Source organism: Spirulina sp. 06S082 (genome assembly GCF_034932145.1).
Taxonomy (GTDB): Bacteria; Cyanobacteriota; Cyanobacteriia; order Cyanobacteriales; family Spirulinaceae; genus CCY15215.
Genome location: NZ_JAYGHV010000020.1, coordinates 1 through 25,013, shown reverse-complemented (window position 1 = coordinate 25,013; position 25,013 = coordinate 1). Strand labels below are relative to the sequence as shown.

Here is a 25,013-nt window from a genome sequence, read left to right as displayed (position 1 = left end):
CCAACCACGTGCGCTGTGCCATAATCTCAAAAATGAATAGTCAAAAATGAATGAAAGTGACATTTTGTTAATGTCTCGTAATATTATAGAGCTATCGGTCTCATCTTCAAACTTAAAAAATGGAACCCGCAACAGTTTTTATTATTGGCATTGGTGTTTTATTGCTGGCCGTTACAGCATATTCGATCTATATGTCTTTTGGCGCACCTTCGGCGGAATTACTCGATCCTTTTGACGAACACGAAGATTAAAGTTAGTCTCACTCAACTTTTAATTACTCTTGTTAGTTTAACACCCACTAAATTTAAAGAACACCATTCAAGGAATTTAAAATATGGAACGTCGTATATTTTTGCGCTGGTTTGGTACTGGTATACTGGCAACCTCTTTGCCTGTGGCGATCGCGGCTTGTTTTTCTGAGGATTCTTCAGAAGAGAGTCCTTCTTCAAGCAGTGAAACAAGTTCAGAAACAGCGAGTCAAAGTCAACCCGATGCAGATGGATTTGTGCTGGTGGGAACAGTCGCCGCACTCAGTCAAGATGGCTATATTACCGATAAAAAATTGGCAGCGATCGTTGTTCGTAATCCAGATGAGACTCTCTCTGCCGTGAACATAAAATGTACTCACAAACAATGTGATGTCGAATGGAGAGCCAGTGATGCGAATTTAGCCTGTCCTTGTCACGGTTCTAAATTTGCCACAGATGGAAAAGTGATTGAGGGTCCGGCAGAAACTGCTCTCGCCAGTTATGAAGTTAAAGAGGAGGGTGATTCTATTTGGGTAAAAACGAGTTAATTAAGTTGAGAGAATTACCCCGCTTGGATGTATCCCTTTCTACCAAACCGATCGCCTAAATCCGCTAGAGTCTTGAACGAATGGAATAATGCGATTTTACGATAGACTCTATGCGGATTGAGCAATTGCAGGCATTTTTAGCCGTAGCTGAGGCCGGAAACTTCGGACAAGCAGCGAAACAGTGCGGTATCACCCAATCCACTATCAGTCGCCAAATACAGGCTCTTGAAAGCGAATTAGGTTTGCCCCTGTTTCATCGTACCGCCCGCGTTAAATTGACGATCGCCGGGGAACAATTGCTCTCGAGGGCTAAACGGATCTGTTTAGAGTGGAATAATGCCACCCGAGAAGTCGGCGAATTGCGAGATGGCAAACAACCGGAACTTTGTGTCGCTGCTATTCATTCAGCTTGCGCCCATTATTTACCGCCGATCCTGCAACAATTTTGCCGAGACTATCCTGAAGTTCAATTGCGAGTTACTGCTTTGGGTAGCGATCGCGCCCTGAAGGTTTTGCGGGATAATTTGGTTGATGTGGCGATCGTGATGAACAATCAATTTTTAACGGCTTCCCCGGAAACGATTGTAGAGCCTCTGTATCACGAACCCGTACAAATCTTAATGGCCGCCTATCATCCCCTTTGCCAATACGATCGCGTCCCTTGGTCAAAATTAATCGGCTATCCTCAAGTGGTTTTTAAGGACGGGTATGGGATGCAGCGCTTAGTCCAAGAGCGTTTCGAGAAACTGGGTGCAACCCTGCAAGTGGTCATGGAACTGAATACCCTCGATGCCTTTCGCGGTGTTGTGCGACAAGGAGACGCGATCGCGCTACTTCCCCAGGGCGCACTCGTCGAAGCCAAAAACGATCCCTCCCTTGCCATCCGTAGTATTGCTGCTTCTAATTCTCCCAGTGGTAGTGTTGAAGATAGCAATTTAACCCGTCAAGTTGTTCTCGTTACCACCTGCGATCGCCTTCTCATCCCTCCCATCCAACATTTTTGCAACTTAGTCCGTCAAACCTTACAAAAAGAACCCCAGAAAAAAAATGACGAGTATAGCCCGATCCGCCAGGGATTGAAAATCCCTGTCTCATACGAAAAATCCATTGAAATGGATTAGGGTTATCGCGATCGCCCTTGCTCGCCAAAAAATCCTTGACAGACCACTAGCTGCGTAAGTCCTATCCTCTATTCTCTATTTCTCTATTCTCTATTCTCTATTTCTCCGTTTTCTGGTTCCCTTATGAGTAATGCTTTTCGAGAATTGTTGAAAAAAATAGGTAGCGGTCCCCATACGGGTAAAGATTTAACCCGAGAAGAGGCCGCCCAAGCGACTGAGGCAATTTTGACCCAAGAGGCAACTCCGGCTCAAATTGGTGCATTTTTAATTGCCCATCGTATCAAACGCCCCACCAGCGAAGAATTAGCCGGGATGCTTGATACTTATGATCAATTGGGAATGCGCTTAAAATCTTGGCCGAATGCTCCCACCGTAACGATTATGGGAACGCCTTACGATGGGCGATCGCGTCATGCTCCAGTAACGGTTCTCACTGCTCTCATTTTGTCAGCAGCCGGGGTTCCCGTCATTCAACATGGAGGAGATGTCATGCCGACAAAATACGGCATTCCCCTCAAAGACATTTGGCAAGGATTAGGTGCGGATTTTACGCAACTTTCCCTCCCACAAGTCCAAAACCTCTTAGAAAAAACGGGAATCGGTTTTCTTTATCTTCCTCAACAATTTCCCCTTGCTCAAGGATTAGTGACCTATCGCGATCAAATTGGCAAGCGTCCTCCTTTTGCAACAGTAGAGCTAATTTGGCCGCCCTATCAAGGGGAATTTCACCTGGCTGCGGGGTTTGTTCATCCTCCGACGGAACAGTTTATGCAGGGTGCTTTGGCGTTGCGGGGGGTGAAAAATTACACCTTAATTAAAGGTTTGGAAGGGAGTTGCGATCTGCCGCGCGATCGCACGACGATTATTTCTGTTTACAACCCAGATAATCCGGAAATTCAGCGTTTAAAACTCAACGCTAAAGATTACAATTTGGGAGGAAAAGAGGTGCCTTTGACCTCCGAAACGCAACTTTTCGCCCAAATGCAGGGGCTTTTACAAGGAAAAGCATTGGAGTTATTGCCCGCAGTTCTCTGGAATGGGGGGTTTTATCTTTGGCGTTGCGGAATCTGCGAAGATTTAGAGACAGCAATAGGAAGAGCAGAATCGTTGTTAACTTCAGGACAAGTGAGCCAGAAATTAGAAGACATTAAAAAGGCGATCGCTTAGAGGAATGCGATCGCCCTTATAAAAAAATAATGTTGCGAACTACAAAGTCGCCGGATCGATTCCTAATTCCCGCAATTGTGCGGCTAATTGTTCGGCGCGTTGTTCGGCAGCATTAGCCCTCTCTTCCGCCGAATTAGCCCTCTCTTCGGCGGCGGCGGCCATTTCTTCAGGTAGAGGAATTAACGCCCCGTCTAGGGTCATCCAGCGTACCCACAGGCGATCGAGACCTTGATAAGAGCCTTGCCACAAACCAAAACTCAACTCCAGTTCGGGAATAGCTAAACGCCCATTAGTGAGGGAGACAGGTTCGTAATGACCGCCAACCAAATGAAACGCTTGCAATTCGCTGGTATAACGACTGAAAACGAAATAATAGGGAATTCGCAAAATTTGCTCGTAAACTTGCCATTTTGTGGGAGGGGCTTTCGATCGCCTTGAAGTGCGCCCCAAGTCTTCATTTTCTGTACCAGGAGACAGGAGTTCAAGGGCTACAAAAGGATTGGCTTCTTCTTGCCAGCAGACATAACTCAGGCGCAAATCTCGTTCTTCATAGAGTCGGGGAACACCCACGACTCCAAACCAATCTGGACGCTTGTACCAACGTAACTGGATCGGATCGTAGTACAGATAAAGGTCTGTGGCTGAAAAAACGCGGTTCGCATCCCAATTGGGGGGTTTAAAGGTTAAAAGCAGCATTTGGGGCTGCCAAATATGAAATTCGTCTGGCAAACCAGGATCCTCCGGATTTTCACTGGGTAAATCGTACATAGTCGGCAGGGTTTGCCGGGGAGACAAGGGGGGATCGGTTTGGATGGGACGCTTAAAGGTTGAAGTCATTTCTATACACAATGAATTCGGTTTTGTGCGGTTGAATGCAGGATTTTTGTGCAGTTTTATTAATCCTTGATAAACCATTGGTAAGCGCAGTAGCCGAGAGTGCCGACGATCGCCAGTACAATCAAAGAAGTCAACAGGCGTAAAACACCGCTAACGACGGACAAGACAAAACCGCTTGCAACTAGGGCAACGACGATTTTTCCGGCAGGAGGTAGGGCATTGAAGCCATTTTTGAGGTTTGTCGCTACGCCATCGAAGTTTAATGAATTTGAGGTTGAGTAATTTGGCTGAATTTCGGGTTCGACAGCCGTATTCGTTTCGGTCTTACTTGCGGCTCGATCTAGCTCTCTCTCTAGTTCTTGTAGTTTTTGTTCTAAATCGCGATTGTTGGGAGAGTTCATGGCAATATCAGTGGAATATCAGGTTTACGAATTTGGCGATCGCTACAGGAAAATATTAGCGACTATACTTATTATCAAATAAAAAATTGCAGTTGAACGAGCTTGTACTCAATCTAGCCAATTGAAGGACAGTACCATCCTAACCGGAAAATAAGCCTTTCCGCGTCATAATTAGGTATTAGACGAATTTTGAGGATAAAAATCATGCTACAGATCAAATCATTGCTTAAAACTCTATTTTCAACGGCGATCGCGGTTAGCTTTCTCCATGCTGGGGCAACGCTTGCGGAAACTATCGCCATTAGACCTCAATCCGGTTATAACAAGACCTTAAACGGGCTATCGGGAGGTAATGTCAACACCAATGATTGCGGTTTTATTAGTAATAGCCCCAATCATGTCATTACCCTCGATACGGATATTGATTCGATGGAAATTAAAATTAATGTAGCAGGGGGCGAACCTACTCTTTTAATTGAAGGTCCTGACGGTCGTTTTTGTACTCGTGCCATCAATGGAGAAGCTAATATTGCTGGATATTGGCCGGCTGGAGAATATACGGTTATCGTTGGCGATCTCTTGGGTGCCAATAGCCAATTTAACTATACTCTTTCAATCCGTCAGTAACTAAGGCTATATTCTCTACCAAATCAAGCGACCCATTGCTGTTGAGCAAAACGCAACCCAAATAAGAACAGTAACAAGGCAAAAAAGACTGTGACAATATAACCCCAACGTGGATATTTTTGGAAAACAATTCCCAAAGCGATCGAGGTAGAGATAATCCCGTAAACGTAGCGTTCTGCTGAAGTCGTTCGACCCGAACTAAAGATGATACAGAAACTAAAAAAAGCATAGATTAGCGCGATCGCGGGGATTTTTTTACGGGTATGCCAAAGCACATAAATTCCCCCCAAAACCATCACAGTATTGAGAAAAGGATCTCCAGCAATTAACCATAAAGCCAAGAATAATAAACTGAAGCCAATATCAACCCCGACAGAGGGAAGGCGATCGCGAAATTCCCCTAATAAGAAACCCAAAATACCAATCGTAATAATCATTAAAGGATGCCAAGGATCGATTAATATTCCTGCTTTCATATTGGCATGACCGAACAGAATTTGACCGAACATAATTAGCCATCCTTGACCAAAAAAATCTTGCTCGGGTTGCCAGGCTTTCTGCACTTTGAGAAAAGCTAATGGTTCATTAAATTGCAGCCAACAATATAAACTATATAAAATTAAACCACCACTGGACAGAAAACTAGCAAGATAAGCTCGAAAAGGAAGGCGTTTTCGCCATGAAGCCAGCAAAAAAGTAGGAACAATTGCTAACCCTGTGATGCGGGTTGCCGTTGCTAATATGCCCCAAAAAGCCGCTAAAAAATGACGCTGGCGATGGAATGCAGTCAAGGCTGCTGTACTGCATAATAAAAACAATCCTTCTGTATAAATTACTGTCCCAAATAGAGAAAATGGACACCATGCTAAAACGACCGTTGACCATCGCGCGACACTTTTTCCTTGACAACTTTCTAGCCAATTGTAGAGAATAAATAACGCCCCTAAAAAAGCAAAACTATTCACCAGTGTTGCAGCCACATCAAATGGCAATCCCAAACTCATCACCAGTTTTGTCAACAAGGGAAGTAAGGGAAAAAAAGCAACATTATAGCCCTGGCCATCGTTAACATAATGGTAGCCTTCTACCGCGATCGCATGATAAGCTGCACTATCCCAAGCAAAAAATACACCCCAACCTTGAGGGACGCTTCTAGCACCTTCTGGAACCGACAGTAAAGGCGCAATAAACACCATTGCGATAACAATTAGAGTGCGACTGGTTAACCCCATTAAAAGCGGAAATAACCAGCGATCGCGCCGGAAAATTGTTGCAATTCCCAACTTTTTTTTGCTCTCTACCTCTTGCCTGTTGCCTGTTGCCTGTTGCCTATTTCCCATTAAATTCTCAAAGAAGACTATAAACGCTTAAACCATCAAGATGTGATGAAATAAATAATATTAAAATCCTTTTCACTGTAAAACAGATGAAGAAGATTTTCAAGAAAATAATGAAAACAAAAGAAATGAGCAAAGTGAATTAAAATAATCCCCAAGAATTTCCTTGAAAACTATTAAGCAAGGCCAGAAAAGCAAATACGTTTAGCCCAGCCAGTGCGAGAATGATTAAGAATTGCTCTGGTTTAACTAGGTTGGACTTCATTCGATTCTCCTGATTTTTGATTTAATTGAAGTAGCAGAGCAATGCTACATATTGCTTTTTCTGAATTCAGTTTAATCTTGAACTTGCGATCGCTGGCACTTCTCTTATAAAGTTTTAAGATTTGTAAAGTTAAATTTAGGCCATCAAACGCACGAATTTTTTCTTGCCCACTTGTAAAACCTTATTATCGAGATCCCCAGGGGAAGGAAATTCAAGATTAACATCCCTAATGCGATCGCCATCTAAGCGCACCGCCCCTCCTTGAATCTGGCGGCGACCCTCACCGCCACTCTTGCATAAACCACTCGCACCGAGAATATAATACAATTTGGCAGGAAATGTGACCTCAGTTAAAGGAAATTCAGGAACAGATTCCGTTGCAATTTGTTGTCCTTTGCTTAAAGACTCCGCCGCTTTTTTGGCTTCCTTTGCCGCTTCTCCACCGTGATATTGAGCCACTATATCCAATGCGAGTAATTTTTGCCGCTCTCTGGGGTTTTCCGGTAAACTCTCCAAAGGTAACTTGGTTAGCAACTCGAAATACTGCTCCAGGAGGGCATCGGGAGTCCCTTCCAACTTGGAATACATGGAGAGGGCATCCTCAGTCAATCCCACATAATTATTGAGAGATTTAGACATCTTATTAACGCCATCAAATCCCAAAAGTAAAGGCAATAATAGACCAAACTGGGGTTTTTGACCAAAATGGCGCTGTAAGTCCCGTCCCACCGCTAAATTGAACTTCTGATCCGTTCCTCCTAACTCCACATCCGCTTCTACGGCGACGGAATCATAACCCTGCATTAAAGGATAGAGAAATTCGTGTAAGTAAATGGGATTTTCCTTCTCGTAGCGTTCGGAAAACCCCTCTTTTGCCAACATTTGCCCCACCGTCATTGTCGTCAATAACCCCAGAATTTCCTTTAAATCCAGTTTAGCCAGCCATTCTGAGTTATAGCGAATTTCCAGGCGATCGGGCGTGTCAAAATCTAATACTGGGCGCAATTGCTGCAAATAGGTTTTAGCATTATCTCGCACATCTTGGGGGGTCAGTTGGCGACGAACTTCCGATTTCCCCGTCGGGTCGCCAATTTGAGCCGTAAAATCCCCAATGATAACCACCGCAGTATGTCCCGCATCCTGAAACGCCCTTAATTTTCGGAAAGGAATGCTATGACCGAGATGGAGTGCCGATCCCGTCGGGTCTATTCCTAACTTTACTCGTAAAGGGCGATCGCTCTTTGCCAACAAACAAGCTAAATTTTCTGCGGGGTCATCTGACTCGGGGCGATGGGGGAACAGTTCGCTAATTCCTCGGGAAAGCCAAGTCATATCGGGGTTTAAATTGCGATCGGCCATGAGATTCGATAAGTTGATGGTTTAACATTAGAATACCAACCAAATAAGTTATAAGCTAAGAAAAAGGCCGCAGATTGTAGGGTAAAGTCTCTTTATGACTGGATACCAAGAACGCAGAAAAAACTGTTGCATCATCTCGATCGCCATGGTACTCAGTTTGACCAGTTGGACAGGAAACATCAATTCGGTTCAAGCCAATATTATCACTCTCCCGGATGGAACGGAATGTACGGGAGACTTTCAAGGGGGACAGCTTAACGGTAGAGGTCGTTGCAGCTACGGTAATGGTAACAGTTACGAAGGGGAGTTTCGCGACGGTGAGGAAAATGGCCAGGGTTTATTTCTCTATGTCAACGGCGATCGCTATGAAGGACAGTTTCGCGATGGTCAGCGTAATGGTTTTGGGATTTTTTATTTTATTAACGGCGATCGCTACGAAGGACAGTTTCGCGACGACAAGCTCAATGGTATTGGTCGCTTAATTTTTGCGAATGGCGATCGCTATGAAGGGGAATTTCGCGACGACAAGCGCAACGGGAGGGGGATTTTTTACTTTGTCAACGGCGATCGCTATGAAGGGGAATTTCGCGATAATAAGCGCAGTGGAGAGGGTCAATTTATCTTTGCGAATGGCGATCGCTACGAAGGAGAATTTCGCAACGATCGCCGCAATGGACGAGGAATTTTAGTTTTTGCCAATGGCGATCGGCAGGAAGGGATTTGGGTTAATGACGAACTCACTAATGAGGTGGTCGATTATATCGAACAAAGTCGCCGCAAAGCCTTTGAAGATTATTTTGGTACTCGTTTTAGTGATGAGGAAGATCATATTTCTCTGACGGTAATACAGAAGAATTTGGAGGCGATCGAACGCCAAACCGGACAAAAATTGGCTTTAATTTATGTTACCAGTCATCCCCATAACTTAGAATTAATTTTAATTACCGCCGAAGGATATCCAGTTATCAAACGAATTGACGACCTAACACCAGAATATACTCTAGCTGTCGCTGCCGAATTTCGCCGTCAGATTACCAGTGGTGTTACTCGCACCCATCGCAACTATTTACCCTATTCCCAACAACTTTATCAATGGTTGATTGCTCCGATTGCTTCCCATTTAGAAAGACAAGAAATCGATACGCTACTCTTTTCCCTCGATACGGGTTTGCGAAGTATTCCTCTAGCGGCTCTACACGATGGCGAACAGTTTTTAGTGGAAAAATATAGTTCTAGTATTATTCCCAGCTTTAGCCTTACAAATACTTTTTATAATCCTCTAGAAAATGCTCGTATATTAGCAATGGGAGCCTCTCAATTTCGCGAAAATTCACCTCTTCCCGCCATTCCTTTAGAATTAGCTTTAATCCAAAACTCAGCCTCAGAAAAAACATTTCTGAATGAAGATTTTACCCTCGAAAATTTGCAATTGCAGCGTCGTCTTTTTCCCTTTCGTATTATTCATCTCGCCACTCATGCGGAATTTAAACCAGGACATCCAAGCAATTCCTATATTCAATTATGGGATCGCAAACTTACTTTAAATGAATTGGGAAAACTCAACTGGAATAATCCTCCTGTCGATCTTTTGGTATTAAGTGCCTGTCGCACGGCTTTCGGGGATGAACAAGCAGAATTGGGGTTTGCTGGACTGGCCTTACAAACGGGTGCCAAATCGGTTTTAGCGAGTCTTTGGTATGTCAGCGATCTCGGTACTCTTGTTCTTATGGGAGAATTTTATAATAATTTAACTGATACTTCCCTAAAATCTGAAGCCTTGCGACAGGCTCAATTAGCGATGTTGCGAGGGGAGGTTGTCTTGAGTGAAGACTTATGGAAGAAGTTGGAAAGAAATCCAGGATTGGTTCCTGAAGCGATCGCTATGCGAAATGCCAGTCTTTCTCATCCTTATTACTGGTCGAGTTTTACTTTAATTGGTAGTCCATTGTAGTTGTTTGGTCTTCAGAAAAAAATATAAGTTTATTTTATTATTCTATTCTCGAACTAAACGGAAACCAAAGAGAATATGACGAGATTCAATGGGACGGGTATGTTGATAAGCACTGCGACAAAAACCGGGGAGATCGTCCCAAGAACAACCTTTAAGAATAGCACGATTCTGCTCTCCTCTTTTTGTGAGAGTTTTAGTCCATTCAAAAACGTTACCAGCCATATCTTCTACACCGTAAGGACTTTGACTGAGAGGATATGCGGCGATCGCACTGGTACGATCGCGATCGCTTCCCCCAAAGTTCGTGGCATCATTTTGCCAGTAATTCCCCCAGGGAAAATAGCGTCCATCGGTCGATCGTGCTGCTTTTTCCCATTCTTGCGCGGTGGGTAAGCGATAAGTATAGTTATTTTGTTGGCTTTTCCACTCTGCAAAAGCACGAGCATCTTCATAAGAAACTAACACAACGGGGTGTTTATTTTCTCCTTCGGGATAGTTTTTATTTTGCCATAAATAGGGTTGAACTTCTGTATAGGGATGTACGAGAAATCCTTGTTTTTGATAGTCGGTTGCGGAGATTCCAGGGGAAGAATAGCCAGTTTCTTTTATGAAAGTTTGATAATCTTTGTTTGTAATTAAATTGCGACGGATACAAAAGTCTGGAAGGGAAATAGTTTGGCGAGAAGGTTCTCCGTCAAACCAATGTTTTTGGCGCAATAATTGCTCTTCTTTGGGGATATCTGCGGGAGTTTTGGCCGTCGCTACGGCCGATATTTGGTAAGCATAATCTTGTTCGGTGCGATCGCTTCCTGCAATAAATTCGCCTTTGGGAATAAGAATAAATTCCCCATCATCTCCGCAATTGGCGATCGCTTTTTCTGGCGATCTTTGGGACTGACAGCCAATTACAATAAATGTGGCGATCGCTATTGCAAGAAATTTATTCATCTCTGTCCAAAATTTTTATTTTATGATGTTCTTCTAACACTGGACACGCATCGACTGCACTGAGTACGATCTAGATATATAATACCAATACCATTCTATTATGATTGATAGCTTATAGAGCGTGAATCAAGATCGATAATAACAAGTCCGCCATTATTTTCTTTAACTTGTCTCCAAACTTTATAGCCTTCCAAAATAGCTATTTCCCAATCACTAAGGTTACATTTAGAAACTTCTAAATGATAAGTCATACTCTTAATAGTTTTAAGCAATTGATAGTCTAATACGGAAGTTTCTTTCAAAAATTCATGATCCTTAGCATAGCTAAAAATCAGAGCTGATAAACCTTCTTCAATCGCTATTGCACGTCCTCCATCTTCCACCTCATCTTTTTTGGAATCGCTTTTACGCTTACGCTTAAAATTGCTACGAACAACTGGCGACCAACCTAAAACAGCAGCATAGGAAAAATGAAAAATATCGTGAAAGCGATATCCATCATCTGTATAAGAATTATCGGTTAAATCATCTCCAATCTTTTCTTTATTAACAAATGCTTGCATTTTTACCAAATCATCTTCACTAACTTGGGTAATTCTGATCTCAACTTTTCGAGGTAAACGTTCAGAATCGGGAAAATCTCGATCAAAAGAAAATGTTTGAGGTTTTACTCTTTCTGAAGACTGTAATCCCCATCGGTTTTTACATTTCTCTAGATTATCATTAGCAATCTTTTCCAAATCAAGGTCAAATTTACTAGCTATATTGGAAAGATACCATAATAAATCACCTAACTCTTCTGATATTCCGTCTTTAAAACGTGTATGAGCCTCTCCGTCACGAAGGTATTTTTTATATTCAGAAAGTAATGAACCAGCTTCCCCCACTAAACCCAGTAGCGGAATGATTATCCCCTTATCTTCTTTATCTTCTTTCCGAGGATTTAGATCCGTTTTTTTGGCCTGTTTTTGATATTCCTGAAAATTCATCATTTTTTTCCTTTTTCTTTTTGGATCGCTGAGTTTATCTGCCATTTTGGAGGATACCAGTAATCAATTGATTTTTGAGTTCTGATGTACTTTTGCTTAATTCGACTTCGACCCGATCGCCCTAAAATATCTTGATGTTTGACTCGAGCATATTTATCGACTTCGCAGAAGAGATTTTGACAGTCAATAGGTTGTAGCTTTCGTCCCCAAAGAGAACGAAAATCTAGTCCTAGGTGTTTAAATGCCTCCTCTTGAATCTCAGTTACATCTTTTATTATATCCGATTCATTACGTTCGCCAATATCTGTAAAACATTTACTGATACCATCAAGAGCACCGGGGCCAGGTACTACAAAGTCCATTTCGTCCCAGTCTGTTATCTCACTATAGTTTATATCAGTGATGAACTGATAAGCAAGGAAATTACCAATTGTTGGGTATTCTCGTAGCATTTTAAATCCCTGTTCCATTTTGGGAGTATCTTGAAGTTTCTTTGGTAATTCATCTGCCATCATTCGCTCAATTAACTTAAGATGATTTCGATGTTTTACTTGGTATCCAAAAGTCTTACCGCCAGATGGCATAATATAAGCTGCTGAGTAGATACTCTGATTATTATCCATTGCTTTAGTCAGAATTTCGTTGTAGCGTTCAAAGGTATAATCGGCAAAAGTAATATGACCAATTTCCTTTTCAAGCAATTGCCAAGTTTCAATTTTATTGAATAATTTAAACAAAAGTATTCTGAAAAATACCTCATTGATGGTTGAAGGTAAGTCTTCTCTATAAATAACATTGCGAATTAGATATAGGCTAGTGCGATCGCTAGCACGGTAAGCATTTGTGAATTTATATTTTTCAAGAATTGGATCTGTAGTCCAAGGTAAAGGTGCATCTTCAAATCTTTTGAAAAATATATTCTGTCTTTCTACAGCAAAATGCCAATAACTATCAAAAACAATAGTAGATTTTGCGTTAGGAATAAGTGATGAGATTTCTAGTTTAGTATTTGAGGAATCTATCGGTTTATCAAAATCAATAATAAGCTGCTGGCTTTGTTTTTGTGTGTTTGACATTTTTATTTTTGGTAAATTGTATCCTAGGTATTTTCTGAATTTTTATGAAGAATCTTTTTAAGAGACTCAATAGTTGGATCACTCTTATTGATTGTATCTATTTTTGCGACACCAATAAAACAATTTAATCTCTCAAAAGTTAAGCCCATTTCACGAGCCATAAATTTTCCTAAACGACAAAGTCCGATATAATTACCATAGGCTTTTTCAAAAATTTGCTGAGTTGCATAGAATCCATTGAGTGTTAATCGATCTTTTTGAGGGATTAAGCTAATGTGCTGAAGACAGGGAAAAGGTAGTTGAGCACTGCCAACATGATCCCTTCTAGGATCGAAAATGGATGCTTGGAACATTGTTCTTCTAACTCCTGGACGCGATCGATATTGTGAAATAATATATTCGAGTTGATTTCCATACTCCTCCACGTCATCACTAAAATGAATAAGTCTTTCAAAGTAAGTTCCTCGTTTATTTTTTGAGGGAGCTGATTTTTGGATTTTTTGAAAACATTTGAGATAGGTTTCAAAAATTTTCTTTCTATCGTTTATATATCTTTGTTTTGATAAATAAGAGGCGGGAAAAATTGTATTCGCTACTGTATCAATTTTTTGTTTTTCTTTATCTAATAAACATCTATCTAGACATTCTCGAACTTGTTTATCTTCTTGGGGTAAACCATCAATAAAACCTGTCAGACTAATCAGGAGAGGAGATATCTCCGTCCCCGGATTTTCCATAATATGTAAAAATGCACGACCCCAAGCATAAGATAGATTTTCTTCTTCAAGAAAGAGAGCCATAGTATTTGCTATATATAATGTTTTTTAACTGTTTTTTAACCAATATTTAGCCAAGGTGGGCATTGCCCACCTTACTACTTTTCTGTTATTCTAACCCCCAGCAACAGCAGGAACAATACTCACTTCATCTCCATCACTCAACGCAGTATTTTCGTTATCCATGAAGCGAATATCTTCACTATTGACATAGAAATTAATAAAGCGACGGGGCTTTCCAGACTCATCGCAAATTCTCGATTTTATACCAGGAAAACTTGTTTCCAAGGCATCAATTAACTCGGTAATATTGCCGCCACTGGCTTCAATTGTGGCTTCGTTGTTGGTGAACTTTTGCAGGGGGGTTGGAACTAATACTTTAACAGCCATTTTGTCTTGGGTAAGAGGTAATGTTGAATGGATAATGGGAAAGAGAGAAACTACTAGGACTTACGCAGCTAGGGAGCGAGACGCTCCCACTACCGTCTTCTCCTGTTATGGTAGTGCGGACATCTTGCCCGTTAATGCGTAAGTCCTAACTATATTATTTTAACTCTTTCTTCGCAAAGTTTTGGCTTAGACTAACACTTGTTGCCAGTCTACACGATCTAAGGTTTGCGCCCGTTCCCAAGCTCGCTCAAAACTGTCGAGTTTGGCATCAATGGTTAAGGGTTCGCCGATATAACCTTGAATGGCTTCTTGGGTTTTTAAGCCATTTCCAGTGATATAAACAACAGTGGTTTCTTCAGGATCGATTTTACCTGCTTCTGCCAATTTTTTCAGTACAGCAATGGTTGTTCCTCCCGCCGTTTCTGTGAAAATTCCTTCAGTTTCTGCCAACAGTTTCATCCCTGCAATAATTTCTGGATCTGTGACAGATTCGATGTGACCGTTGGTTTTTCGTGCTTGTTCTAGGGCGTAAATTCCATCCGCAGGATTGCCGATCGCGATGGATTTGGCAATGGTATTTGGTTTAACGGGAGTGACAAAATCTCGACCTTCTTTAAAGGCTTGGGCAACCGGAGAACAACCTTCTGCTTGGGCTCCACTATAACGCACGGGTTTATCTTCTACTAAGCCGACTTTGACAAATTCTTGGAAGCCTTTACAAATTTTGGTGTAGAGGGAACCAGAGGCAATTGGGGCAACAATATGATCGGGTAATTTCCAGCCTAATTGTTCTGCAACTTCAAAAGCAAGGGTTTTAGATCCTTCTGAATAATAAGGGCGAAGATTGATATTGACAAAGCCCCATCCTTTCGTATTCGCAACTTCCGAACAAAGGCGATTAACTTGATCGTAATTGCCTTTTACCGCTATTACCGTCGGATTGTAAACTAATGTTCCTAAAATTTTACCTGCTTCTAAATCTGAGGGAATAAATACGCAACATTCAAGCCCTGCATGAGCCGCGATCGCCGCCGTAGAGTTGGCTAAATTGCCTGTACTAGCGCAGGAGACGGTGGTAAATCCTAATTCGCGGGCGCGGGTTAATGCCACGGAAACGACTCTATCTTTGAAGCTAAGAGTTGGCATATTGACGGCATCATTTTTAATATAAAGATTTTTAAGACCCAGACGACGCGCCAAACGAGTCGATCGCACTAAGGGAGTCATCCCCGTACCCACATCAATCACATTATCGGTAGCAACGGGTAGAAAGGGACGATAGCGCCAAATGGAGTTAGGACCGGCGGCGATACTTTCCCGGCTGACTTGGCGGCGGATGGCATCGTAATCATACTGCACTTCTAAAGGCGCAAAGGTATGTTCGCAAATATTGATGGGGAGTAAGTCGTATTCATGTCCTCCTTCCTTGGAAACCAGCTTGGTGAAGGTGGCTGAGGAGCTTTTGGGTTGAGTGGCGATCGCTTGGGTCATGGCTTTATATCTTTCCATCTACAGGTTGAAAGAAATCCTAACACAGATAAAAAACACCGTCAAACATACCCGACTAATTTAGTCGGGATTAAAAAAGTAAGGATGAGGGATAAAGTATGAAGGAGGAAAAACTTATCCCCGCAACCCAATTTTTCGATGATTGTTGACAAACAACCCGTTTTTCGTTCATTTCCTTGGTTTAAACTCGCTTTGGTGGGGATTTTCCTGTTTTCCCTAGGGTTGCGGTTTTGGCGCTTGGAACAATTTAATACATTAGTTTTTGATGAGGTGTACTATCCCGTATTTGCCAATCGTTATTTACTTGGCGAAACGGTCTATAACACACATCCCCCCTTAAGTCAACTCATTTTGGCTGTGGGAATTTGGCTGGGATCTCATTTACCTTTTGGACAAGAAACAACTAATACATTAACGGGATCGTTGCGAACAACTTTTAGTTATCGTTGGTTTAATGCGCTAACAGGTTCATTTGTTCCTGTCGTTATTGGCGCGATCGCCTATCTTCTGACCTATCGCCGCAGTTATGGGGCGATCGCGGCTTTATTTGCAGCTTTAGATGGGTTGTTTTTGGTGGAGTCGCGTTATGGGTTGAACAATATTTATTTAGTTTTATTTGGTTTATTGGGACAGTTATGCGTTTTATTTGCTTTACAAGAATATCCCAAATCGAGACAGCGCAAAATTCGTCGCTTGCGAAGTTATAAAGTCGGGAAATTTCGTCTCCTTCGTATTGTTAGCGATCGCGTCAATGACTTTTTCCGCGATCGCCGTCCTCGCTGGCAAATTTTGATTTTAGCGGGGATATTTTTTGGCTTATCAGCAGGGATAAAATGGAATGGATTGGGGTTTTTATTGGGAATCTATCTGCTGTGGTTTTTAGCTTGGGCGATCGCGATCTTAACCCCTACAAATCGGCTTGGAAATGGTAAATACAATCAACTCCCTTTAACTCATTTAACTTCTCTCAATCTGCTACATATTATTTGGTATTTGGGATGTATTCCTGTTTTTACCTATTGTTTGACTTGGGTTCCTCATCTGTTGATGAATCCTAAACCTGGATTCTGGGAAATGCAAAAAGCAATCCTTTCTTTTCATCAAAAAATTGGCAGTGGTCCAGGGGTTCACCCTTATTGTTCGCCTTGGTATAGTTGGTTAATTATGGGGCGACCTGTGGCTTATTTTTATCAGAAGGTGCAGAATGTTGAAGAAATGATTCCTGCTTATCCTCCTTTACCGAGTGGGATGGGTAGCATTGTTTATGATGTTCATGCAATGGGAAACCCGATCTTGTGGTGGTTTTCTACCCTGGCGATCGCCATTCTCTGTTTGTTTTTATTGCTAAATTTGTGGCGCAGAAAATTTTCGCGATCGCCAGTTGCACCGAGTATTTGGTTGATGTTATTTTTAGTGTTAAATTACGGTGCAAATTTGCTACCTTGGTTAAAAGTAACACGATGTACATTTCTTTATCATTATATGGGAGCCTCCGTTTTTGCAATCTTAGCCAGTGCATGGATTGTCGATAATTGGCTGCATAGTTCTCAATATATTTCTCGTCAAATTGGCCTTGTTACGATTATCTTTATTATTCTGGCTTTTATTTTTTGGTTGCCCATTTACCTCGGACTTCCTCTTTCTCCAGATGGGTATCAGTTACGAATGTGGTTTGATAATTGGGTTTAATTGCGGGTGCATCTCAAAATCAAAAATAGGCTTGTTGTTGAACTTATGAAAGTTGAAAAACTATGTCGATAATGAAACTATCTTTCTAGCTTACAATCCGCCAGGGAATATAATTCCCTGTCTCATATAAGAAGTCCTCTGAAGAGGACTGAATCTGTTAAGATTAGATGCAATCTCAAAATTACCCAATCCATTTCAATGGATTTTTTATATGAGACGGGGATTTTCAATCCCTGGCGGATCGGGCTATAATTGTCATTTTAAGTATGACAGACCACTAAGGCTAAGAGTAACAACAACAAACCTCGTATTTTTGTAAAATGGAGATGTACCCTTAACTGTTCTCTTTAGGACTGAATATCAACAGCCAATTCTATTAATTTTTGGGGTGTTTCCTCAATCAAAGAAGATGCGGTATCCTCGCAATTTGTTAGCACAACAAAACCGATATTATATTCGGGAATAATGCCAATAATACTCACAAAATTGTCGTAAGAACCTTCATGGGCAATTACCTCAATTCCTTGATATTCATCAATTTCCCATCCCATTGCATAACTTCCCCATTTTGGTTGCCATGTTTTCAATAAATTTTCCTCCGAAACAACGCGATCGCCATTGGGTGCAATACCTCTATTCACTTGGGTACTAATATAACGTGCCATATCAGTTATACTGGCTTTTAAGGAACCAGAAGGGGCGAGAGGATCGCCATCAAAATCTTCAGTTTCTGCTTCTAAGAGTTCCCCATCTTCTAAAATATAAGATCGAGAATAATTGGGATTGGCGATCGCTTCACTGGTCAAAATTGTGCTATCCTTCATACCGATCGGATCTAAAACTCGTTCTTGTAATAATCGAGCATAACCTTCATATAATCCCTCCTCATCTTCATCTACAGCTAAAACCGCTAAATATCCTGCCAAAGAAACCGCTAAATCGCTATAACCAAAAACATCTCCCGGTTCTCCTAATAATTCAACCTCAGCTAAATATTCAAAAACATCTTCCGCCTCGGAATTATCCAGATCGAACTCATCTTCAGCATCATCAGGAATCCCGCTTCTCATGCTTAACAAATGCTGCAAAGTAACAGTTTGGGTACTATCGGGATCGTCCAGTTCAAAATCGGAGTCGATCGCGATCGCAGGAGTATCCCAATCGAGAATACCATCATCAACTAACGTCGCAATTAATAACGCCGTCATCGATTTATGAGTTGAACCAATCTGAAATAAAGTATCAGGAGTGACAGGGCGTTGTTTGGCGATATCGCGATCGCCAAAACCTGCCTGTAGAATAATCTCATTCCCCTGTACTAAAGCAACGGCAACCCCAGGGATATTATCCTCCTCTTGACGCGCTTCAATCCAATCAGAAACGCGATCGGCCAGAAGAGAAAGATCGCGATCGGAAAGAGAAGCACTCACTGCTATTTCAGAGAAATTTGAGACCGTATTTTGAGAACAAGCGGCAAGAAAACCGAAGAAAACCAGAAAAACACCAGTATAAATTCTTTTAATGCTCATTTTTCAACCCGCAATTATTAATAATTAATGACGCAAAAATTGTTATTTGTAAATGATGGCACAAGTTGCGTTAAAATCGGAAGACGCTCTAGCATAACTATACGGACGAGGAAAATATGCAGGCTCGGTTTTCCAGTCAGTGGAAGGTCGGCAACACCCTTCTAGACCTGTACGCGATCGAAAATACCTTGAATAAGGCAGGATTAGCGACAGTCTACCTCGCCCGACATAAGGCATGGGCAATTGATGTGGCGCTGAAAGTGCTATCTCCAGAGTTTATGGAGACCGTAGGAGGTGCCTCAAGATGCGAACAAGAACTAGAAACATGGGTCAATTTAGCCCTGCATCCCCATATTGCCAGTTGTTACTACACCCGCCCCATTGAGGACAATTTGGCGATCGTCTCTGAATATGTTGAAGGAGGCAGTTTAAGAGATTGGCTCGATCGCGATCGCCTGTATCGCGGCGAGCGTAAAGGTGTACTTAAACGCATCCTCGATATTGCCATCCAATCCGCTTGGGGATTGCACTATGCCCACGAACGCAGTACAGTTCACGGTAGGATCAAACCCGAAAATATCCTGATCGCAGAACAAGGAATTGCCAAAATTACGGATTTTGGTTGGGTAAATTTAGGCAGTCCCTCGGCCGCCTATGCCGCACCAGGACAATTGCAGCACAATCGTTATAACCCTAGCAGCGATCTGTGGAGTTGGGGCTTAACGGTTTTAGAAATGTTTCAAGGGAAACGAACCTGGGAAGAGGGAAGCCAAGCCAGAGAAGCCTTAGAACAATACCAACACGCCCGAGAAACAGAGACATATCTGCCCGCAATGCCTCACGGAGTCGCCGAATTGCTGCAATATTGCTGGCAAGACGAACATCAGCGACCCCCTCATTTACGCTTTTGTGCCGAGAGATTGAGGCAAATTTATCAGGAGGCGATCGGTACAGTTTATCCGCGTCAGGAACCCAACGTCAGCGAATATCGCGCCGATATCCTCAATAATCGCGCCGTTGCCCTCATCGACCTGGGGCGCAAACAGGAAGCCGTCAACTGTTGGGACGAAGCCCGTCGCATCTCGCCCAACCACCCCGAATCGACCTATAACTGGGGGTTATTATTGTGGCGCGGGCGCTATACCAACGACGAACGACTCCTGCAAGTCTTAAGCAACGCCCTCGATCCTCAAGACGATTTAACCGCCTATCTTTTGGGCTGGGTGCATTTAGAACGAGACGACTGCCAAGCGGCGATCGCGTCCTTTTCTAGCTTACAGTCGGGAAACGCAAACCCAGAAGGTCAAAACGCCCTCGCCCTTGCCCAAACCAGGCTGCCCGAGTCCAAATATCAGCTTCTCAACCTCCCAGGCAAACAACCCGTCGCCATTCGTCCTAAAGCCGTTAATGCAGTGTGTTTCAGCGCTGACGGACGCTATGGATTATCAGGAAAACAAGATGGCACCCTAGAACTATGGGACTTTAAAACTAATCAGAATCATATTTTTGCGGGAGATTGTCAAGGAGAAATCCTCTCCATTGCGATCGCCCCAGATAATCGCTACATTATCTCCCTTTCCCAAGGACAATTCGGCCCGATCCTCAAATTGTGGAGTTTAATGATTGGGAAATGTTTGTGTACCTTTGAAAACATAAATATCTGGGAAACCTCACCAAATCAACCCAATGACATCCCCGCGCAATTGGCTGATTTCCCAGAAGTATTCGCTACGGTAGATTCCGATCGGCAATCCTCAGAAGACCTAGGCACAGTATTTTGGGTCGGTCAAGCAGGAGAAAGCCGCAGTAAAAGAACAGAAGAACCAAAGAAAACATCCTTGAGTCCTAATGCCTTAGACCACAAGATTTTTAGTGATGATGGTCGTTATATTTTGTCCCGCGAGGGGATGACCCTGACACTACAGGAAGTTGCCACCCAAAAGATTCTCTATACCTGCTTGCAAGATGGTACGCCGATTTTCTTGCTGGCATCTCAACGTTATGGCTTATCTGCTGAAGCCGATCCGAGAATCTGGGATTTGACCGAAGGGAAACCGTTGCGCCAATTTGATAACCTCGGCCGCGTCACAGAGATTTGCCTACTCTCCAACGGGCGATCGTGTTTGGCGGCAATAGAGGACGGCAACCTGCAATTACTGTCCCTTGCCACTGGGCGCATTTTGCGAACCATTAAAACCGATCGCCAGATTCAATCCCTTGCCCTCAGTGCCGATGGACGCTACGCCCTTTCTGGAGGAAGCGACTTGCAATTATGGTGTCTGAAAACGGGAAGATGTCTGCGAACTTTTGTTACAGCCGAGGCGATCGCAACCATTGCCATCGCCCCCGACGGACGCTATGCCTTGACCGGAGGAGTTCAAGGCACGAAATTATGGCAAGTGAACTGTTATTCCCCGGCACCCCTAGCCCCCTTTCGCCTCTGTCGCAGGCAGCAAGGGGTAGATTTACTCTCCGTGGAAGAAATCTACGAACAGGAATTGGCTCGCGGCTCCCTGCTGATGGAAGAAGAGAATTACCCAGGTGCCTTAGAATGCTTGCAGAGACTGCGATCGCTACCGGGTTACGAATGGGAAGAACGAGGCATTTTTCTTTGGGGAAGTCTCTACAATCATTTTCCCCGCAGGAGATTAAAAGGGGCGCGAGAAGTCTTAAGCGTCAGTCCCCATCACAGCCGCATCAATGCGATCGCCCTTTCTGCTTCAGGGGAATGGGTCGCAACCGCCGGCAACGATAAAAGCGTACAGTTATGGCACCCCAGGACCGGAGATATTCTCGTAACTTGTCAAAATGACTCCCTGGGAAGCGCCGTCGCCCTCGATCTGAGTCCAGACGGTCGGTATTTACTGATAGGAGGAGATGGCGGCGGCGTACAAATTTGGGATCTGTCAAGCGGTCAATGTAAATCTCGCTTTTCCGGCAATCAAAGCATTCCCCTCTCCGTCAGTTTTAGTCCCGATGGTGGCTATGCGATCGCCGGCTGCGCGAACGGAGAACTATTATTATGGGAAGTGGGAACCCAAAGGTTACTCCGTCGCTGGCAGGGTCATCAAACCCCCATCCCCGCCGTAGGTTTTAGCCCCGATGGGCGCTATCTTTTCTCCTGCGAAACCGGTTCGAGAAACGAAGAAGATGCTTGGGGGATGGAAGCGATCGGGAATGAGTCAACGGGGACATGGAAATATTGGCAGGTGGCTACGGGAGAATGTTTACAAGCGGTTCCCTCTGGGGGTCGGAGACTGAATTCTGTTCGTTTGAGTCCCGAGGGGCATTATGGTGCATCGGTAGGCAGCGATCGCACCGTGGCATTATGGGCGGTTGCTGTGGGTCGCTGTTTGCGGGTTCTCCAAGGTCACGAAGGAGCCGTAACTTGTGTGGACTTTAGTGCCGATGGACGTATTTTACTCTCTGGGAGCGAGGATGGCACCCTACGATTATGGAATGTTTTAAACGGGGAATGCGTCTTTGTGTTCGAGGGACATCGAGATAGCATTACCGCCGCGAGATTGAGTGCTGACGGTCGTTACGCCATTTCTGCCAGTCAGGATGGGGATTGTAAGGTTTGGCTGCTTGATTGGGAATTGGCAGAACGCGAGGCGATCGCCTGGGATGAAGGCGCAAAACCCTATTTAGAGGCTTTTTTATGGTTGCACGTCCCCCCCGCCGCCACATTACCCGATACACCCCCCGAGGAGAAGAGTGCAGAACAGCGACAACCTTTACCTTGGAGTTATTTAGGCATTCTTTTCCTCTTAGCTTGGTCGGGAATGGCTTTGGCGGTGGAAATCTTGAAATCTGGCGATTTAAACGCGATCCTGCTGGCCTTGGGTTCAATGGCGTTTATGGGAGGATACTATACCAGCCGTCAGATGGGCAATCCCAGCGTTCAGTTAGGGTCTTTATTTGGGGCGGCGGTATTGGTGACAGTCGGGGCGATTAATGCACCTATCAGTTGGATTCCTTTAGCCAGTGCAATTTTAGGGGTTGGCTTCGGATTGGTATTGATGGGGACGATCGCCGGCTTATTTTATCCTTATCCCGTTTCAATTCTACCGGGTTTAAAAGCCTGTAAGCGCCTGAAAATCAAGCTGGGATATATACCGACTATTGCCCTTTTACTCCTCGTCAGTGGGGCGGGAACGCAATTAGAAACCGCGATCGCCCAACAGTGGGTGAGTCCGGAACTGGTCTGCGGACTTCTACTCGCCATTTTGGCCGCGATCGGGTTAAAACAGTTTTGGCGATCGCGCCAAGGCAAAAAGCGCCAAAAAGCCGCGCCAAAAGAGCCAGTACCCCAAAAATCTTTTTCACTACGTCGTCCTTTCTCACGGCTTCATCCTTCCTCCCCCATCATTCCTCATTCATCCTTTCTTCGCCCTTCTGCCCTGCTGCAAAAACTCTGGCAAAATATCGGTCAAGGGGGTAGAACTGCCCTCCTAGTAGCGGCGATCGTCTTGAGTTCGTTTAAATGGACTCTTCCCAGTTCCGTCGGCATTACCCCTCCCGATCTCTGCCGGAATCCTTCTACCGTGAGTGCTTATCTCTATCGCGGAGGCAACCCTAATGTTTTGGTCGCGCGGGAATTTCTTTCCTCTCTGGGAGAAGAGAAACACATTTCTCTATTGCAATGCACCTTGGTGGATAATAGTTTTGCAGTTGCCAGACTTCTCCTCGATAGCGGCGCTAAAGCAGAGTCCAATCGCTTTTCCGGCCGAGTTACTCCCCTCCATATCGCCGTCGATAAAGGTTCCTCCGATATTGTGGAAATATTGATCGCCCGAGAAGCTGATGTGAACGTCCGCGATGAGTACAATCGCACCCCTCTGCATTGGGTACAAAGAGTCACCATTGCTCAAATACTCCTCGATGCAGGGGCAGATGTTAACGCCTTCAGTCGCGATCGCGGCACTCCTCTCCATTGGGCGATCGCCACCAATCAATTATCTTTAGTACAGCTATTCGTTGCAGTTGGAGCCAATCTTGACGCTAAAAATAGTGAAGACTTGACCCCACTTGAATTTGCCCAGCAACAGGATCGCCAGGAAATTGTGCAGTTTTTACAAGCAGAAGCAGCCAAGAATAGCGGAGAATCTGGCGATCGCGATGAAATCTAAAATCAATCCCACAAAATGAGGAATGTGGCGATCGCTCCTCCACAATACTCTCAATAAAACTCCCCGTTCGCTGGGAAAAGAAAAAGAAAGTAGGATTAAAAATCTTAATTCTGCTGATGATTTGACGATTACGAGGAAAAAACAGAGATGGGAGAACCCAAACGCATTGGTATTCTCACGAGTGGCGGAGATTGTGCGGGCTTAAATGCCGTTATTCGGGCAGTAGTTAACCGTGCCGTCGGAAAATACGGCTGGGAAGTATTGGGCATCAAAGGGGCAACCATGGGCTTATTAAGCCGACCTCCTAATGTTATGCCCCTCAAGCTGGATAAAGTCGATTCTCTTCTCACTCAAGGCGGAACGATTTTAGGAACCACTAATAAAGGCAACCCTTTCGCCTTTCCTATGTCCGATGGCACGCTGAAAGATCGTTCGCAAGAAATCATTGAAGGCTATCATCAACTGGGATTAGAGGCCTTGATCGGTATTGGGGGCGATGGCAGTTTAGCCATTTTACGACGCATTGCCCAGCAAGGGGGCATTAAGCTCATTGGCATTCCCAAAACCATTGATAATGATGTAGGGCATACCCAACTTTCCATTGGTTTTAGTACCGCCGTAGATATTGCCACAGAAGCCCTCGATCGCCTTCACTTTACCGCCGCCAGCCACGATCGCGTCATGGTTTTGGAAGTGATGGGACGAGATGCCGGACATATTGCCCTCCGCGCCGGCATTGCTGGGGGCGCTCACGTAATTCTCATTCCCGAAATTCCCTATAATCTCGATAAAGTGTGCCAAAAAATCCGCGATCGGCAAAATGCAGGGACGCATTTTTCAATTGTTGTCGTCTCCGAAGCCGTCAGTACTGAATCAGGAGACACACTGGAAAAAGTACAGCATTTTGGCGAATGTCGTTTGGGGGGAATTGGCCAATATGTTGCGGATAATATCTCGAAATGTACGGGGGCAGAAACCCGCGTCACGGTTTTGGGTCACATTCAACGGGGAGGTCGTCCCTCTACCATCGATCGCATTTTAGCCTCGGCTTTTGGGATTGCGGCGGTAGACTTGATTTATCACGGAAAAGAGGACTTAATGGTGGCATGGATGG

The 25,013-nt window shown here is 43.9% G+C and carries 21 protein-coding genes; 9 read left to right on the top strand and 12 right to left on the bottom strand.

Annotation, left to right across the window (positions count from 1 at the left end; all coding sequences use genetic code 11):
• Positions 1–119 precede the first annotated feature (119 nt).
• From psbN to VB714_RS03345, 4 genes are all read left to right on the top strand, one after another.
• On the top strand, positions 120–251 hold the full coding sequence (gene psbN, locus VB714_RS03360; RefSeq protein ID WP_323221171.1) for a photosystem II reaction center protein PsbN: 132 nt from the start codon (positions 120–122) through the stop codon (positions 249–251).
• Between the two features lie 83 nt (positions 252–334).
• Positions 335–796 carry a ubiquinol-cytochrome c reductase iron-sulfur subunit gene (locus VB714_RS03355; protein WP_323221169.1) on the top strand — a complete coding sequence of 154 codons (462 nt, stop codon included), beginning with the start codon at positions 335–337 and terminating at the stop codon, positions 794–796.
• A 110-nt stretch (positions 797–906) separates the two neighbouring features.
• Entirely contained in the window at positions 907–1,917 is a 1,011-nt protein-coding gene (locus VB714_RS03350; protein ID WP_323221167.1) for a LysR family transcriptional regulator, read from the top strand.
• A gap of 123 nt (positions 1,918–2,040) precedes the next feature.
• Positions 2,041–3,084 (top strand): anthranilate phosphoribosyltransferase family protein, encoded by a 1,044-nt coding sequence (locus VB714_RS03345; RefSeq protein ID WP_323221166.1) that lies wholly within the window; start codon positions 2,041–2,043, stop codon positions 3,082–3,084.
• 39 nt (positions 3,085–3,123) lie between these two features.
• On the opposite strand, the gene VB714_RS03340 is transcribed toward VB714_RS03345, so the two are convergent.
• The gene (locus VB714_RS03340) at positions 3,124–3,921 is read right to left on the bottom strand and encodes a Uma2 family endonuclease (RefSeq protein WP_323221164.1); all 798 of its coding nucleotides are present in this window, start codon (positions 3,919–3,921) and stop codon (positions 3,124–3,126) included.
• 59 nt (positions 3,922–3,980) lie between these two features.
• Entirely contained in the window at positions 3,981–4,322 is a 342-nt protein-coding gene (locus VB714_RS03335) for a hypothetical protein (RefSeq protein ID WP_323221162.1), read from the bottom strand.
• A gap of 204 nt (positions 4,323–4,526) precedes the next feature.
• Between VB714_RS03335 and VB714_RS03330 the strand changes: the two genes are divergently transcribed.
• The gene (locus tag VB714_RS03330) at positions 4,527–4,949 is read left to right on the top strand and encodes a hypothetical protein (RefSeq protein WP_323221159.1); all 423 of its coding nucleotides are present in this window, start codon (positions 4,527–4,529) and stop codon (positions 4,947–4,949) included.
• A 23-nt stretch (positions 4,950–4,972) separates the two neighbouring features.
• On the opposite strand, the gene VB714_RS03325 is transcribed toward VB714_RS03330, so the two are convergent.
• From VB714_RS03325 to tyrS, 3 genes are all read right to left on the bottom strand, one after another.
• On the bottom strand, positions 4,973–6,289 hold the full coding sequence (locus tag VB714_RS03325) for a hypothetical protein (RefSeq protein WP_323221157.1): 1,317 nt from the start codon (positions 6,287–6,289) through the stop codon (positions 4,973–4,975).
• Positions 6,290–6,428: 139 nt separating this feature from the next.
• Entirely contained in the window at positions 6,429–6,551 is a 123-nt protein-coding gene (locus VB714_RS03320; RefSeq protein WP_323221155.1) for a hypothetical protein, read from the bottom strand.
• A 135-nt stretch (positions 6,552–6,686) separates the two neighbouring features.
• Positions 6,687–7,910 carry a tyrosine--tRNA ligase gene (tyrS, locus tag VB714_RS03315; RefSeq protein ID WP_323221153.1) on the bottom strand — a complete coding sequence of 408 codons (1,224 nt, stop codon included), beginning with the start codon at positions 7,908–7,910 and terminating at the stop codon, positions 6,687–6,689.
• Between the two features lie 94 nt (positions 7,911–8,004).
• Here tyrS and VB714_RS03310 point away from each other — a divergent pair, with 94 nt between their 5' ends.
• Complete coding sequence (locus tag VB714_RS03310) at positions 8,005–9,861, top strand: CHAT domain-containing protein (protein WP_323221151.1); 1,857 nt, start codon at positions 8,005–8,007, stop codon at positions 9,859–9,861.
• 42 nt (positions 9,862–9,903) lie between these two features.
• Here the strand turns inward: VB714_RS03310 and VB714_RS03305 are convergent, their stop codons facing one another.
• From VB714_RS03305 to thrC, 6 genes are all read right to left on the bottom strand, one after another.
• Positions 9,904–10,809, bottom strand: a complete 906-nt coding sequence (locus VB714_RS03305; protein WP_323221149.1) for a formylglycine-generating enzyme family protein — start codon at positions 10,807–10,809, stop codon at positions 9,904–9,906.
• Between the two features lie 98 nt (positions 10,810–10,907).
• Positions 10,908–11,798, bottom strand: coding sequence for a nucleoside triphosphate pyrophosphohydrolase family protein (locus VB714_RS03300; protein ID WP_416309592.1), 891 nt, complete (start codon positions 11,796–11,798; stop codon positions 10,908–10,910).
• Positions 11,798–12,874 carry a nucleotide kinase domain-containing protein gene (locus tag VB714_RS03295; protein ID WP_323221145.1) on the bottom strand — a complete coding sequence of 359 codons (1,077 nt, stop codon included), beginning with the start codon at positions 12,872–12,874 and terminating at the stop codon, positions 11,798–11,800. The genes VB714_RS03300 and VB714_RS03295 overlap by 1 nt, the downstream gene beginning before the upstream one ends.
• Before the next feature lie 23 nt (positions 12,875–12,897).
• On the bottom strand, positions 12,898–13,674 hold the full coding sequence (locus tag VB714_RS03290) for a hypothetical protein (RefSeq protein ID WP_323221143.1): 777 nt from the start codon (positions 13,672–13,674) through the stop codon (positions 12,898–12,900).
• 90 nt (positions 13,675–13,764) lie between these two features.
• The gene (locus tag VB714_RS03285; protein ID WP_323221141.1) at positions 13,765–14,040 is read right to left on the bottom strand and encodes a MoaD/ThiS family protein; all 276 of its coding nucleotides are present in this window, start codon (positions 14,038–14,040) and stop codon (positions 13,765–13,767) included.
• A gap of 186 nt (positions 14,041–14,226) precedes the next feature.
• Positions 14,227–15,531 (bottom strand): threonine synthase, encoded by a 1,305-nt coding sequence (gene thrC / locus VB714_RS03280; protein ID WP_204103229.1) that lies wholly within the window; start codon positions 15,529–15,531, stop codon positions 14,227–14,229.
• 156 nt (positions 15,532–15,687) lie between these two features.
• Here thrC and VB714_RS03275 point away from each other — a divergent pair, with 156 nt between their 5' ends.
• A complete protein-coding gene (locus tag VB714_RS03275; protein WP_323221139.1) occupies positions 15,688–17,238 on the top strand; it encodes a dolichyl-phosphate-mannose--protein mannosyltransferase in 1,551 nt (516 codons plus the stop codon).
• Between the two features lie 347 nt (positions 17,239–17,585).
• On the opposite strand, the gene VB714_RS03270 is transcribed toward VB714_RS03275, so the two are convergent.
• The gene (locus VB714_RS03270) at positions 17,586–18,767 is read right to left on the bottom strand and encodes a serine hydrolase domain-containing protein (protein ID WP_323221137.1); all 1,182 of its coding nucleotides are present in this window, start codon (positions 18,765–18,767) and stop codon (positions 17,586–17,588) included.
• A 116-nt stretch (positions 18,768–18,883) separates the two neighbouring features.
• On the opposite strand from VB714_RS03270, the gene VB714_RS03265 reads away from it, so the two are divergent.
• Together VB714_RS03265 and VB714_RS03260 are read left to right on the top strand one after the other, a co-directional pair.
• Positions 18,884–23,899: a protein kinase domain-containing protein gene (locus VB714_RS03265; protein ID WP_323221136.1), complete on the top strand. Its 5,016-nt coding sequence runs from the start codon at positions 18,884–18,886 to the stop codon at positions 23,897–23,899.
• Positions 23,900–24,046: 147 nt separating this feature from the next.
• Positions 24,047–25,013: ATP-dependent 6-phosphofructokinase (locus VB714_RS03260; protein ID WP_323221134.1), on the top strand; the 967-nt coding region annotated here is incomplete at its 3' end.

Bases quoted from the DNA above. Each gene is read 5' to 3' on its own strand.
- VB714_RS03325 (WP_323221157.1), bottom strand. From the start codon at position 6,289: ATGGGAAATAGGCAACAGGCAACAGGCAACAGGCAAGAGGTAGAGAGC.
- VB714_RS03275 (WP_323221139.1), top strand. From the start codon at position 15,688: ATGATTGTTGACAAACAACCCGTTTTTCGTTCATTTCCTTGGTTTAAA.
- VB714_RS03345 (WP_323221166.1), top strand. From the start codon at position 2,041: ATGAGTAATGCTTTTCGAGAATTGTTGAAAAAAATAGGTAGCGGTCCC.
- VB714_RS03320 (WP_323221155.1), bottom strand. From the start codon at position 6,551: ATGAAGTCCAACCTAGTTAAACCAGAGCAATTCTTAATCATTCTCGCA.
- VB714_RS03265 (WP_323221136.1), top strand. From the start codon at position 18,884: ATGCAGGCTCGGTTTTCCAGTCAGTGGAAGGTCGGCAACACCCTTCTA.
- tyrS (WP_323221153.1), bottom strand. From the start codon at position 7,910: ATGGCCGATCGCAATTTAAACCCCGATATGACTTGGCTTTCCCGAGGA.
- VB714_RS03355 (WP_323221169.1), top strand. From the start codon at position 335: ATGGAACGTCGTATATTTTTGCGCTGGTTTGGTACTGGTATACTGGCA.
- VB714_RS03295 (WP_323221145.1), bottom strand. From the start codon at position 12,874: ATGTCAAACACACAAAAACAAAGCCAGCAGCTTATTATTGATTTTGAT.
- VB714_RS03270 (WP_323221137.1), bottom strand. From the start codon at position 18,767: ATGAGCATTAAAAGAATTTATACTGGTGTTTTTCTGGTTTTCTTCGGT.
- psbN (WP_323221171.1), top strand. From the start codon at position 120: ATGGAACCCGCAACAGTTTTTATTATTGGCATTGGTGTTTTATTGCTG.
- VB714_RS03350 (WP_323221167.1), top strand. From the start codon at position 907: ATGCGGATTGAGCAATTGCAGGCATTTTTAGCCGTAGCTGAGGCCGGA.
- thrC (WP_204103229.1), bottom strand. From the start codon at position 15,531: ATGACCCAAGCGATCGCCACTCAACCCAAAAGCTCCTCAGCCACCTTC.
- VB714_RS03290 (WP_323221143.1), bottom strand. From the start codon at position 13,674: ATGGCTCTCTTTCTTGAAGAAGAAAATCTATCTTATGCTTGGGGTCGT.
- VB714_RS03305 (WP_323221149.1), bottom strand. From the start codon at position 10,809: ATGAATAAATTTCTTGCAATAGCGATCGCCACATTTATTGTAATTGGC.
- VB714_RS03340 (WP_323221164.1), bottom strand. From the start codon at position 3,921: ATGACTTCAACCTTTAAGCGTCCCATCCAAACCGATCCCCCCTTGTCT.
- VB714_RS03310 (WP_323221151.1), top strand. From the start codon at position 8,005: ATGACTGGATACCAAGAACGCAGAAAAAACTGTTGCATCATCTCGATC.
- VB714_RS03285 (WP_323221141.1), bottom strand. From the start codon at position 14,040: ATGGCTGTTAAAGTATTAGTTCCAACCCCCCTGCAAAAGTTCACCAAC.
- VB714_RS03335 (WP_323221162.1), bottom strand. From the start codon at position 4,322: ATGAACTCTCCCAACAATCGCGATTTAGAACAAAAACTACAAGAACTA.
- VB714_RS03300 (WP_416309592.1), bottom strand. From the start codon at position 11,798: ATGAATTTTCAGGAATATCAAAAACAGGCCAAAAAAACGGATCTAAAT.
- VB714_RS03330 (WP_323221159.1), top strand. From the start codon at position 4,527: ATGCTACAGATCAAATCATTGCTTAAAACTCTATTTTCAACGGCGATC.